Source organism: Chryseobacterium ureilyticum (assembly GCF_900156735.1).
Taxonomy (GTDB): Bacteria; Bacteroidota; Bacteroidia; order Flavobacteriales; family Weeksellaceae; genus Chryseobacterium; species Chryseobacterium ureilyticum.
The window spans coordinates 262,437-275,000 of sequence record NZ_FTOL01000001.1 but is presented as its reverse complement, the minus strand read 5'-3'; the positions used below and the strand labels follow the sequence as shown (position 1 = coordinate 275,000).

General features: G+C 34.0%; 12 protein-coding genes. 9 read left to right on the top strand and 3 right to left on the bottom strand.

The window, feature by feature from the left end; genetic code table 11:
- The first annotated feature begins 2 nt into the window (after window positions 1-2).
- The 4 genes from BW983_RS01210 (at window position 3) to BW983_RS01195 (ending at window position 6,968) form a co-directional block, all read left to right on the top strand.
- The gene (locus BW983_RS01210; RefSeq protein WP_076549276.1) at window positions 3-1,286 is read left to right on the top strand and encodes a condensation domain-containing protein; all 1,284 of its coding nucleotides are present in this window, start codon (window positions 3-5) and stop codon (window positions 1,284-1,286) included.
- Window positions 1,283-2,530 carry a condensation domain-containing protein gene (locus BW983_RS01205; protein ID WP_076549274.1) on the top strand — a complete coding sequence of 416 codons (1,248 nt, stop codon included), beginning with the start codon at window positions 1,283-1,285 and terminating at the stop codon, window positions 2,528-2,530. Before BW983_RS01210 ends, BW983_RS01205 begins: the two co-directional genes overlap by 4 nt.
- Window positions 2,530-3,084, top strand: a complete 555-nt coding sequence (locus BW983_RS01200; protein WP_076549272.1) for a hypothetical protein — start codon at window positions 2,530-2,532, stop codon at window positions 3,082-3,084. The genes BW983_RS01205 and BW983_RS01200 overlap by 1 nt, the downstream gene beginning before the upstream one ends.
- A 143-nt stretch (window positions 3,085-3,227) precedes the next feature.
- Window positions 3,228-6,968, top strand: a complete 3,741-nt coding sequence (locus BW983_RS01195; protein WP_076549270.1) for a type IIG restriction enzyme/methyltransferase — start codon at window positions 3,228-3,230, stop codon at window positions 6,966-6,968.
- Here the strand turns inward: BW983_RS01195 and BW983_RS01190 are convergent.
- Complete coding sequence (locus BW983_RS01190) at window positions 6,952-7,857, bottom strand: TaqI-like C-terminal specificity domain-containing protein (RefSeq protein WP_076549268.1); 906 nt, start codon at window positions 7,855-7,857, stop codon at window positions 6,952-6,954. The two genes, BW983_RS01195 and BW983_RS01190, sit on opposite strands and share 17 nt — an antisense overlap.
- A 91-nt stretch (window positions 7,858-7,948) precedes the next feature.
- Here BW983_RS01190 and BW983_RS01185 point away from each other — a divergent pair, with 91 nt between their 5' ends.
- Window positions 7,949-8,557: a master DNA invertase Mpi family serine-type recombinase gene (locus BW983_RS01185; protein ID WP_076549266.1), complete on the top strand. Its 609-nt coding sequence runs from the start codon at window positions 7,949-7,951 to the stop codon at window positions 8,555-8,557.
- A 48-nt stretch (window positions 8,558-8,605) separates the two neighbouring features.
- Here BW983_RS01185 and BW983_RS01180 read toward each other — a convergent pair whose 3' ends face one another.
- Complete coding sequence (locus tag BW983_RS01180; protein WP_076549264.1) at window positions 8,606-9,022, bottom strand: helix-turn-helix domain-containing protein; 417 nt, start codon at window positions 9,020-9,022, stop codon at window positions 8,606-8,608.
- Between the two features lie 298 nt (window positions 9,023-9,320).
- Between BW983_RS01180 and BW983_RS01175 the strand changes: the two genes are divergently transcribed.
- The 4 genes from BW983_RS01175 (at window position 9,321) to BW983_RS01160 (ending at window position 12,007) form a co-directional block, all read left to right on the top strand.
- Window positions 9,321-9,827 (top strand): hypothetical protein, encoded by a 507-nt coding sequence (locus tag BW983_RS01175; protein WP_076550763.1) that lies wholly within the window; start codon window positions 9,321-9,323, stop codon window positions 9,825-9,827.
- Between the two features lie 463 nt (window positions 9,828-10,290).
- The gene (locus BW983_RS01170; RefSeq protein WP_076549262.1) at window positions 10,291-11,202 is read left to right on the top strand and encodes a COG2958 family protein; all 912 of its coding nucleotides are present in this window, start codon (window positions 10,291-10,293) and stop codon (window positions 11,200-11,202) included.
- Between the two features lie 4 nt (window positions 11,203-11,206).
- A complete protein-coding gene (locus tag BW983_RS01165) occupies window positions 11,207-11,653 on the top strand; it encodes a P-loop NTPase family protein (protein ID WP_076549260.1) in 447 nt (148 codons plus the stop codon).
- Between the two features lie 141 nt (window positions 11,654-11,794).
- A complete protein-coding gene (locus tag BW983_RS01160) occupies window positions 11,795-12,007 on the top strand; it encodes a DUF4357 domain-containing protein (RefSeq protein ID WP_076549258.1) in 213 nt (70 codons plus the stop codon).
- Window positions 12,008-12,194: 187 nt separating this feature from the next.
- Here BW983_RS01160 and BW983_RS01155 read toward each other — a convergent pair whose 3' ends face one another.
- Window positions 12,195-12,455: a hypothetical protein gene (locus BW983_RS01155; RefSeq protein ID WP_076549256.1), complete on the bottom strand. Its 261-nt coding sequence runs from the start codon at window positions 12,453-12,455 to the stop codon at window positions 12,195-12,197.
- Between the last annotated feature and the right edge of the window lie 109 nt (window positions 12,456-12,564).

The following is a 12,564-nucleotide window of genomic DNA, read 5'->3' as shown; positions in this document are numbered from 1 at the left end:
CTATGAACCAACCTATTAAAAGAAGATTATTATTTGGTGAGCGAATGTTACTGGGAGACGGAACAGAACCGTTCAATGCGGTGATCCCTTTCAGGCTCAGAGGTACCTTTACATTGAAGGATATCCAGCAGGCTTTGGCTCAGATCCAGCAAAAACATCCGTGGTTAAGAGCCCTTATTGCTCACGATGATCAAAATATCCCTTGGTTTGATGTTCCTGAAAACCCGATCTCCATTCCGGTGCGAATTATTGCTAGAAAAGGAGAAGATCAGTGGCAGGAAGAATCCAAAAGGGAATGGAATACGTTATTCGATCCTAAAAAATTGCCTCTTATCCGGTTTGTCTGGATCAAGGGGGAAGACGTTTCTGACATGCTGTTTGCGTTCCACCATTGTTTATGCGATGGTGGTTCTGCAATGGCCTTCCTTTATGAGTTTTTAAAGGTATTGGATAATCCGAAAGCCGATATTGGGATAGAAAGTCCAATTTTAGGTATTCAGGATGTAGTTCCGGCAAATATTTTAAACAGCCGGAAGAAAAAATTAAAAGCCAAATTCATTGGAAGATTAGCGGCTACAGCCATTAAAGTTATTCCTACTGGCAAAAAATCTATTGACCGTCAAAATGATTATTTAATCAATTGGAAAGTAGATGAAAGCGTAAGCCAGCAACTGATTTCCTATTGCAAAGCCAATGGTGCTACCGTGAACACGTTTTTAAGTGCTGCTTTGCTTCAGGCATTCAAGAAAATAAAAGGAACCGGAGCTTTCAATAAAGTGTCCTGTCCTGTAGATATCAGACGTTTTGCTACGCAGGTGAAGAACGACCATATTTTTGCTTTTGGGCTGATGATCGTAGTTTCTGCTAATGAAAAACTGAGTTTTATAGAGAATTTACATGCCATGCAGGCTTCTGTAGAGCGTAAAACCTCTAAGCTTGACCCTTATATTACCATGATGGTAATGGAATCCGGGCATGATGCGCTGAATAATTTCACCAAGCTTTTAAAGAACGGAAAATCATCCAACGACTGTATGTTTTCCAATCTGGGACGCATTCAGATTCCTCACGAGTATAAAGAATTTAGTGTTGATACTATTTTCAGTCCTTCGGTCATTGGTCCGTTAGGGAATACAACAACAATGGTAGTTTCAACGTACCGTGGAAAAATGGATTTTTCTTTTGTAGGAAGTGAAGGGTATTTGCCTTATACTGATGCCCTCGCCATCCGTGATGAAGTTATGAAGATTATTAAAACCCAACTGGAATATATCGCTGTATCATGATCAAAAGAAAACTAATGATGGTGGAAAGGATCATGTATGTAGATCCCGAAACGCCCGTAAATTGCATATTTGCAGCCAAAATAAAAGGTGAACTTCCGGAGCAGAATTTTAAAACTGCTCTGGAAAAAATCCAGCAGAAACATGCGTTGCTAAGAGTGGTTATAGACTCTACAAGTGAGAAATATCCTTTTTTTATAGAAGAAAAAGAGATTGCTCCTATCCCACTCCGCATCGTAGAAAGAAAAACAGACCAGGACTGGCTGACAGAGTCTCAAAAAGAATGGAAAATCTTATTTGAGGAAGAGAAAACACCGCTTGCCCGTGTAGTCTGGGTAAGAGGACAGGATGTTTCTGAAGTATTTTGGGCCATCCCTCATTGCATTTCAGACGGAACAACTGGAGTAACATTAATGAAGGAGCTTCTTCAGCTTTTGGACAACCCTGCTTTGGAATTAGAATCTTATGAGGCTTTCACTTCAGTAGATGAATTTCTCCCTTCCAACTTTAATGTAAAAAGTAAAAAATTCAAAGCCAAACTTTATCTGACTTTTGCCAGGTTCTTCTTTATGCTCCAGCAAAAAAGCAAAAAGAGAAACCTTGGAAAAGACTATGTTCTTCACCAAAAACTGGATCCGACAACCACAGCTCAGATCACTGAAAGATGTAAAGCCAATGGAGTTTCCGTACATGCTTTGCTTTGTTCTGCGTTTATGCAGGCATTCCAGGAAGTAAAAGGAAAAGAAGCCAAAGGAAAAGTGATCAGTCCGGTGGATGTGCGTCATTTTATTCCGGAGATCAAAGAGGATCATTTATTTGCTTTTGCCCCAACGGTTGATCTTGCGATTAAAAAAGGAAGTTCCGATCTGTTGAACAATGCCAAGCACATCAAAGAAGACCTTACTCAGAAAATAGGAAAAATGGAAGCCCGTGAACTGCTGTGGATGGGTGAACAGATGCACCCGATTGTTGACCGTATGATCTCAATGCTCAAATCAAGTAATGGCGGCCATGATGTAACCCTATCCAATATGGGCAAGATCAATATCCCGAACGATTACAAAAATTTCAGCATCGATACCATTTTCAGCCCTACAGTAGCCTTCCCATGGCTAAACTCAAACACTTTGGTAACGAGTACGTACAACCATCAGATGGATTTTATATTTTTGTCCAACGAAGACTTCCTTCCCAAAGCGGAAGCCGCTAAAATAAAAGAGAAAGCCATAGCGCTCATGACCACCTAATGAAATTGAAATTTAAGCCGAAGCCACCTAAAAAGCTCAAAAAAACAACCCTTAAACGCTTTCTCATCAAGCGTACGATTTATTATGTCCTTCCCAATGTATTTTTCAATTTCATCATCGCCTATGCCAGCTTCAAAGAATTAGGCTACACCCATTTTTTCTCCGGCGAACAGAATCTGGCCCGCCTTACCCTACCCATGGCCCTATTTCTCCCCGTTGTCCTCACCATAGACATCCTCAAAAGAGTAACCGATGCCGCCGGACAAGGCGCCATCGAGTTTACCGTAGATGGACAGTTGAATATTAAAAAGCTAATGACCAAGCTGAGTATTCTGCATGGCGTAATTACCTGTTCTCTGGTGTTAGCAATGCTTTTTTTAGGCCAGTATAATTTTTCAAAGGATTATAGGCTTGATGCTACGGCGATGGCTGTTGTTGTGGGGATATTGGCTGGGATTTTGTCTGTGGTGTTTGTGTATTTGCCGGTTTGGAGGTTGAGGAGGTGGATGTGTAAATCCATACCTACAAATTCTCTAAATACAGAAGGAATTTAATTATAAACTAACTTAGTATTCATCCTATTATAATATTATAATCAGAATTAATTCATAAAATGGAGACATAGTAAGGTTTCCCGCTTGTTTCATACTACAATTTTGTCTAAATTAATCCCCTCTTTTATTAGACAAAAACAACCATGAAAATTAATAAGCTTGAGCCTCAGAAAGCATTAAACCCAGCATATAAAAAATTTAAACCTTCAAGAGCAGATATTGATGGTTTTTCAGCGAAACTTCAAGACTGTATCAATGCTATCAATTTAGTTGACAGTAGAAATGAGAGTGAAGAGCATCTAAAATCTCCAATATCAAAATTTCTTTCGTCTACGTTCTATTCTGAAAATGAAATCAATACAAAAGAAAGAATTGATCTAGCAATCTATTTGGGTAAAGATGCAACTTCTGACGTTGGAGTTTTAATAGAAGCAAAAAAACCTAGTAACAGAACTGAATTCCCGACAGAAAAACAACTCAATAAAAAGGCATTTCAGGAAATGCTGTTATATTACCTTAGAGAAAGAGTTGATTATAAGAACAACAATATTAAGCACCTTATCATAACCAATGGTTTTGAATGGTTCTTTTTCAATGCAAGTGATTTCTACAACTTATTTTATAAAAACAGTGAATTAATTAAAGAATACAAAGCGTTTAGAGATGGTCTAAAAGACACCATAAAGAACGAACTTTTCTATAATGAAATAGCAAAAAAATATATAGAAAAAGTAGAAGATACTCTTCCGTTTGTTTATCTTGATTTTAGAAATAAAGAAGTTTCAAAATTCAAAGATAAAGAGCTTGTTAATATTTATAAATTATTCTCTGATGTTCATTTACTAGGAAAAAGCTTTGGTAATGACAGTAATCAACTTAATAAAGCTTTTTATAATGAATTACTTCATATCATAGGGCTTGAGGAAGTAAAAGAAAGTGGTAAGAAAATTATCCAAAGAAAAAAGAATAAAGAAGCAGATTACGGTCCATTATTAGAGAATGCAATTTTTACCCTTGAAGACAAAGATTATCTTATCAAGGTTAAAAATATTCCTAATAGTGAAGAAAAATCTTTTACGGTTGGCTTAGAACTTTGTCTGACATGGGTTAACAGAATTCTTTTCTTAAAGTTACTGGAATCCCAATTGAGAAGTTATAATAATGATTCTCCGGAATATAAATTTTTAAATTCAGAATTCATCCCTGGTTTTGATGCACTTAATGAGATGTTTTTCTCAGCATTAGCAAAGCCAATAAAAGAACGTCATCAACGATACGCAGAAAAGTTTAAATATATTCCTTATCTGAACAGTAGCTTATTTGAAAAGAGTGAGCTCGAAGACCTTACATTTGACATTACAGCATTAATGGATGAGGAAATGGAAGTTTTTTCATCCACAGTATTAAAAAATTCCAATGGAAAAAAACAGACTGGAAAACTTAATACTTTAGAATATCTGTTCAAGTTTTTAGATGCTTATGATTTTTCTGCGGATGCATCTGTTGAAATTAATGATAAGCAACAAAATAAAACATTAATTAATGCCTCTGTTTTGGGGTTAATTTTTGAAAAAATCAATGGTTATAAAGATGGATCTTTCTATACTCCTGGTACTATTACCATGTTCATGTGTAAAGAAACACTGAGAAAATCTGTAGTTCAAAAATTTAAAGAGGAAATTACAGAAACCATTGAAACATTTGAAGATGTTATTGATTATTGCAATACTTTTTTCAAGAAGGAAGATCGTAAAAAATTCAATGAAGTAGTTAACTCTATCAGAATTTGCGATCCTGCGGTAGGATCAGGACATTTCCTTGTTTCTGCTCTTAATGAAATGATTGTCATTAAAAGTGAATTGGGAATTTTAGGAGATGAAGACGGGAAAAAACTGCCATGTACAATAGAAATTGATAACGATGAAATCTATATTTCTGATGCTGATGGAGAATTATTCAGCTATAACCGTAAAGACCCACAAAGCTTAAAAATTCAAAAAGCAATTTTTCATGAAAAGGAAACTCTTATTGAAAACTGTTTATTTGGTGTAGATATTAACCCTAACTCAGTAAATATCTGCAGACTGAGACTCTGGATCGAACTCCTTAAAAATGCTTATTATACAGATGAAGGAGAACTCCAAACCCTTCCTAATATTGACATTAATATTAAGTGCGGAAATTCACTCATCAGTAAGTTTAAATTGAATGACAGTTTAAAGAGTGCGTTTAAAAGCAAGGAAATTACATTCTCAGTCGAAGATTACAAACAAGCAGTAAAAGACTACAAAACCACCAACTCCAAAACTAAAAAGAGAGAGATTGAAGATATCATCAGTACTATCAAAAACAATCTCAAATCCAGTCTTGACAATAAGGAAAAAGAAAAAGTTTCTAAAGCATTAGGAGAATATCAAAATGAAGAACAAAGACAAAATAACTTAATTGCTTTTGGAGAAACCATAAAAAAGGCAGAAAAAGATAAACTCAAAAAACTCAAAATCAAGGCTGAACAAGCTAAAAAACAAAAAGAAGAAATTCTAAATAATGCTATTTATCGTCATGCTTTTGAATGGCGTTTTGAATTTCCAGAAGTACTGGATGATGATGGTAACTTCACAGGTTTTGATGTCATTATCGGGAATCCCCCGTACATTCAATTACAGAAAATGGGAACTGCAAGTGATGCATTGCAAACATTAGGCTACGAAACTTTTGCCAGAACTGGAGATATTTACAGCTTATTTTATGAGCTAGGATATAATGTCTTAAAAGAAAAGGGGCTTCTTACATTTATAACCTCTAACAAGTGGATGCGTGCAGCCTATGGGGAAAGTCTAAGAAAATTTTTTGCAGATAAAACTAATCCTGAAATTCTTATAGATTTTGGTGGCACTCAGATATTTGATACAGCTACCGTTGATACCAACATTCTGATGTTTTCAAGGGATAAAAATAGACAACAAACTTTAGCTTGTACTATAAAAGAAAAGATGTTAAATAATTTGAGCGATTATTTTAGACAGTTTGCTGTAAAGTCTAATTTTATAAGTTCTGGAAGTTGGATCATTTTAAATGATGTTGAACAGAATATAAAAACTAAAATTGAAACAATTGGAACTCCATTGAAAGATTGGAATATTAAAATTAATTATGGTATCAAAACAGGTTACAATGAAGCTTTTATTATAGACGGAATAAAGCGAAAAGAACTTATCGAAGAAGATCCAAAATCTGCCGAAATCATACGACCTATTTTACGCGGCAGAGACATTAAAAGATATGGGTATGACTTTGCTGACATATGGATAATTAATACACATAACGGAATAAAAGAAAAGAATATAAAACGTGTAGAAATAGATGATTATCCAGCTGTTAAAAAGTATTTAAATCAATTTTACTTACAGTTGGAAAAAAGGACAGATAAAGGGGATACTCCATATAACTTAAGAAACTGTGCTTATATAACAGATTTCTCTAACCAGAAAATAGTATGGGGAGAAATATCAGACAGAACCAAGTTTTCAATTGAACTAGATGGAAAATATATGAATGAAGCAACAACTTTCTTAATGGTTGGAGACAATTTATTATATCTAGTATCATATCTCAATTCTAAATTATCAGAATATTTTTTTTCAAAAATAGGAACTACAACTGGTGTAGGAACTGTTAGATGGAAAAAATTTACAATTGAACAACTGTATGTTCCAAAAGTTTCTATTGCTTTGCTAGAGCAATTTGAAAAGATTACATTAGAAATTATAGAATATATTAAAAATGACAAAAATTATTCTGTCTTGTCAGATCAAATAGATAAATTAATTTATAAAATATTTAATTTTTCTGAAGAAGAAATAGAGTTTATTGAGATTCAATAAACTCTATTTCTTCACTTGTTAGATTGAAAAAATTATGTATGATTTTATTTATCTCATTTAGGCCATCATCATTGATATTATTAACTAATTTTCTTAATTCAAATTGTATCTCTTTTGGAAATGAAGGCATTGGAAAGTTTTCAAAAAAAGTATGTTTCATACGAATACCAGACTCTCCTAGACTCCCGCCTCCATAAAATGACTTTACAGCATAAAAGAATAATTTAGAGTTAAGTATAGAAATTAACACTTCTAAGTTTTCTCCTGTAATAATTCGAGCTGTATCTAAGCACATATAGTCTCCATTTAAATCAAGAATGAAACTGGGTTCTTGTACCATTTCTTGAAAGATTATTTTTGGTCTAAAAAAATCCTCCCAATAATTTGCACCCCATCGTTGCAATGCATACCATTCATAGCGAATTCCCGTTTCTGCTTTATTACGATTAGAAAGTTCATGCTTATATTTAAGTAGGTGTCTAAATATTGCAGGATATTGATTTTCAAATACTTTTTCTGCATCCAAAGAAGCTCCTTTAATATTTGGATCATTATGTACTGGAAAATGCCATGGAATGAATAAAAGATATAAATCAGCAAAGTCATACCCATATCTTTTAATGTCTCTGCCGCGTAAAATAGGTCGTATGATTTCGACAGATTTCGGATCTTCAGCAATTAACTCTTCTTTCTTTTTTCCATCAATAATGAAGGCCTCATTATATCCAGTCAATATCCCACGATAGATATTAATATCCCAATCTTTCAATGGCGTTCCAACTGATTCTATTTTCTTTTTAATTTCTTTTTCAATAGATGATAGAACCACCCAACTTTCTGAAGAACTAAAATCTGTAAGAGTAGCAAACTGTCTAAAATAATCGCTCATTTCCTTGTTATTATTATTGCATAGAATTATTTTAGACAGTATAGGTATAAATTAAATCAAAATAGCATAATAATTTTTAACAACAAATACAATGATTTACGGATACATCAGAGTAAGCACCGACAAACAAACAGTAGAGAACCAACGTTTTGAAATCAATCAATTTTGCCAACACCAAGAAACGATAGTAGACAAATGGATTGAAGAAACAATCTCTGGTGCAAAAAATGTAGATGATAGAAAGCTGGGTAAGCTTTTAAAAAAGATGAAGAAGGGAGATATTCTTATTTGCTCTGAGCTTTCCAGACTAGGAAGAAATCTATTAATGATTATGGGTATTCTTAATGAATGCATGAATCGGGATATACAAGTGTGGACTATCAAAGATAATTACCGACTGGGAAGTGATATTAGCTCCAAAGTATTGGCTTTTGCTTTTGGCCTTTCTGCAGAGATTGAAAGAAATTTAATTTCTCAGCGTACTAAAGAAGCATTGGCTAGAAAACGAGCAGAAGGAGTCATTTTAGGAAGGCCTAAAGGAAGCAAATCTTCAAAAACTAAACTTACAGGACAAGAAAAGAAAATTCAGGAATTACTTGATAAAAAAGTATCATATTCTGCAATTGGAAGAATCTTAGGTGTACATAGATTGACTGTAAGTAGTTTTGTAAGCAGACAAGATAGTTTCAATTTAAATTAAATAAAAAGGTTCAGCATCTGCTGAACCTTTTTATTTATCTTATATAATTTATCCCTTCTCAATCAACCTCTCTAGCCTCACCATCATTTCATCCTTCTCCTTCAGCATCCTCTCATAAAGAGCAACCTTTTCATCATACAATTCTACAATTTTATCTATTGGATTAAATGTACAATTATAGTTCATTGCAGAAGCAACAGAGTTATCTTTGAAATCATGGAAAGTATTTGAAATGATATTGATAGCTTGTTCTTCATTAAAATTCTGAAACGCTTCCACCGGAATTTTCAATACTTCAGAAATTCTTTTTAGTAAAGGATCTTCAATAATTTCTTTCTGTTCCAGCAGAGAAACTTTCTTCTGGTTCCAGTCATCCCCAAGGTCAAGAGCTAATGCCTCCTGCTTGATGCCCAGCATTTCCCTGAATCGTTTTACATTTCGGCCTTGATGTATTTTATGTTCCATGATAAATCAACATTTATGAGGTTTAAATATAGAAAAATATTTATAAAAGTGATCTCTAAAAAACAGCATAATTAAGATTTATATCTCTTTTGTTACCTGCTTTCTCATTGGCCTTTGAGCGATCTTCTTTATTTTTCTTTTTATGAAGTCTTTTTTACATCAAAAATCTACAAAATATAAACCCCATTATCCCATTTTCATTATCTCATGAATGCCCCCTGAAAAGTTACTATGTCACCGCTTTTTCAAACCTCTTCCTTATTATATTTGGAAGGAACAAATCAAAAAACACGATATTATGGCACTAGACAATTTAATCAGTGTAAGTTTTTCTAAAAGTGATTTAGAAACTATTGACAAAGCTATTCAGGACATCCAAACTGTCCTTACAGGAAAAACCATTAACCTTACTCCGGACCAGAGACAACAGTACGGGAGAATTGCAGAGCAGAACAAGCTTTTCGTAAACAAAGCCAAAAGCTATATGGAGCAGTACGCACAGCATGTTCCGGGATTTCTGGACAAAGCAGAATTCGACAGGGATTATATCGCAAGAGAACAAATAGAACAACGGTTACAACTATTAGATTCGCTCACAGAGCAGCTGTCTGATACCAAAGTCTTATTGGATCATGACAATTACCACAATTCCATCAGTTTTTACAGAAACATCAGGTTCCTATCTGAAGAAAATGTTCCGGGTACCAATGTTGTCTATGAGGATATGAAACAGTTCTTTATAACAGCTCAACAACCCCAGACTGCCCCACCACCGGCCACCAATAATGACACCCCGCAAAGCTAACATTAAAATAACAGTTACATGACAAAGCACGTTTTCACGTGCTTTTTTATGTTATCCCCCTTCAACCTGCCCTTAAAGTCCCTCTAAGGATTTACATAAGTAGCTCCAGACCGTTAAACAACAACCTAGAGACCTTTCACAAGCCCCGATAGCCCGTTATGCAACCCGCGACACCCCCTTAGGTAAGGGGGTATCAGCACTTCACCAAGGGGTTAAAGACTCTGCAGAAGTGCCTATAGATCGGTATTGAAATACCTAGAGACACTTTGGAAATGGCTAAGCCCTTTTTAAGGGGTGCTTTAATCGCCTTTTATGCTTTCCCGTAGATGAGATTTAAATATTTTTACTATAATTGCCTGTTAAAACCTATAACCATACCAATACCCGACTTTCAAAGCATAATGCATTCTTGAGAGAATTGGGACTGGAAGAGATTTAAATTAAAAAAACTAATAAAAACCAAATGACTTTTCTAGAATTAGCAGAATTAGTAATAAAGGAAGAAAATAAACCTTTAACATCAAATGAAATCTGGAATATAGCTGTAAAAAAAGAATATGATCAACAGCTTAATTCTCAAGGGAAAACGCCTTGGGCCACTTTAGGAGCATTAATTTATGTGAATGTAAAAGACAATCCGAAGTCAATATTTTTAAAAACAGATTCAAGACCCAAAAGGTTTTATCTTAAAAATATGGAGGGTAAAATTGACCTTTACGAAAATACGATTCCAGAGGAACCAATAGTAAAAAAGAAGAAATTTGATTTTTTGGAAAAAGATCTTCATAAGCACCTGACATTTCATGCATATTATTATATGCAATGTTATACTAAAACGATAAATCATAATATTTCCAGTAAAAAAGAGTTTGGTGAATGGGTGCATCCCGATATGGTAGGATGTTATTACAGAACTCAGGACTGGAAAAAAGAAGTTGGAAATTTCAGCAATGCAATAGGCATTAGATCCATTGTTTTATATTCTTTTGAAATTAAAAGAGAATTGAGTTTTGCTAACTTGCGAGAAAGTTTTTTTCAATGTGTATCTAATTCTTCTTGGGCAAACGAATCATATCTTGTTGCCGCAAGAGTATCTGAGGATGAAGATTTTATGAATGAGCTTGAACGTCTTTCATTATCCTTTGGAATAGGAGTCATCGAATTGGATACTGAGGATCCCCATTCTTCTGAATTGATAATTCCCGCAAAGCATAAAAAGGATTTAGATTTTGAGACGATAAATAAGTTAGCTATGAACAAGGATTTCAGGGAATTTCTCGAAACTGTACAAATTGATTATACCAGCGGTAAAATTCACAATAAAGAATATGATAAAGTATGTGAACTTGAGGAATTGATAAATAAAGCACATTAATGATATGAAAAAAATGTTCACATTGCGTGGTGTTTCGAATACAGGTAAAACGACAAAAGTTAAACAAATTGCTCAATGGGTAATTGATAATTATCCTGTAAGAAATCCACATAATATAGATATTACTCAGGGCGAAATTTTAGGAACCCTTCAAGTTAATAAACTTCGTATTGGATTTATAAGTGCTGGTGACGATTTAGCTCAAGTTAAAAAAATTGAGAAATTATTAAAGGAAAATGATAATGATATTGATATTGTTATCAATGCTTGCAGAACTCGTGGTGCAGGCAGAAAATATTTGGAACAGAATTTCAATCGTAAAACTGGATGGCTGACAACAAATATATATGTGGAGAAACTCAATTCTTTAGTAATTAATCAGATACCTGCTAGAGATGCACAGATTATAGATGAACTAAAAACTTGGCTAACAGGTTTGGAAAAGCATTAATAGAAAAATCCTGAGATCACTCTCAGGATTTACTATTTATCTTGTATTAACTTCTCTAACTTATTAATCATTTGCTATTACTGTTGAAGTATTCTTTCATATGTAGAAGAAACTATTGAACGGAATGGAACCCATCAACTGATGTTATTCTGTAAAAATGGAGCTGGAGCAAACAGTAAAGGCAGCCCTTCTACTGAAGGTTTTGTTGTCTATAAAGATTCTCTACTGATGGTAACAGAACAGCCTTCGTTAAATGAAGGTATTGTATTGGAACGAAATAAAATGATTTCAGACGGAATATTACAACTGGAAAACGGGTTCTATAAACTCACCAAGGATTATATTTTTAATTGATCCTCAAGAGCAGCTGCCGCTACGTTGGCAAGATCTGCAAGTGGACCATTGGAATGGAAAACAGAGACAGGAATTCAGCTAAAAAATTTAGAAATATAATTGAATAATATTGCCGATGTAAACTTCCCTATTTTGTGCCCATTCTAAGTGATGGATTCTTCCATTTTAGCTTTCAAATCCAGAATCATTATTCATTAGAACATTTTTTTAGACTTACTGTTTTCTTCTTACGATCAAATGGGTTTTCTATTTCAATATTTTTTTTCAATTTCTTATGATAAAACCCATACCATGTTAAATTCAGTTTTGTTTCTCTGATAAATTCAATAATACCCACAGGTTTTTTATTATCCATATTATCCCAAACCTCCATATTGTCAGGTAAAGGAATTATTGGTGGAAAATCTGTAAAATACAATTCATACTTGTTAGTATCAATTCTCTTCAATTGGGTATTTACTGCAAATCGGCCGGGGATTAAAAATTGAGCATTAGTAATTGTTGAAGAAAGAGATACATGAAGATTTGATTAACAATCAGAAGACCATACACCATCA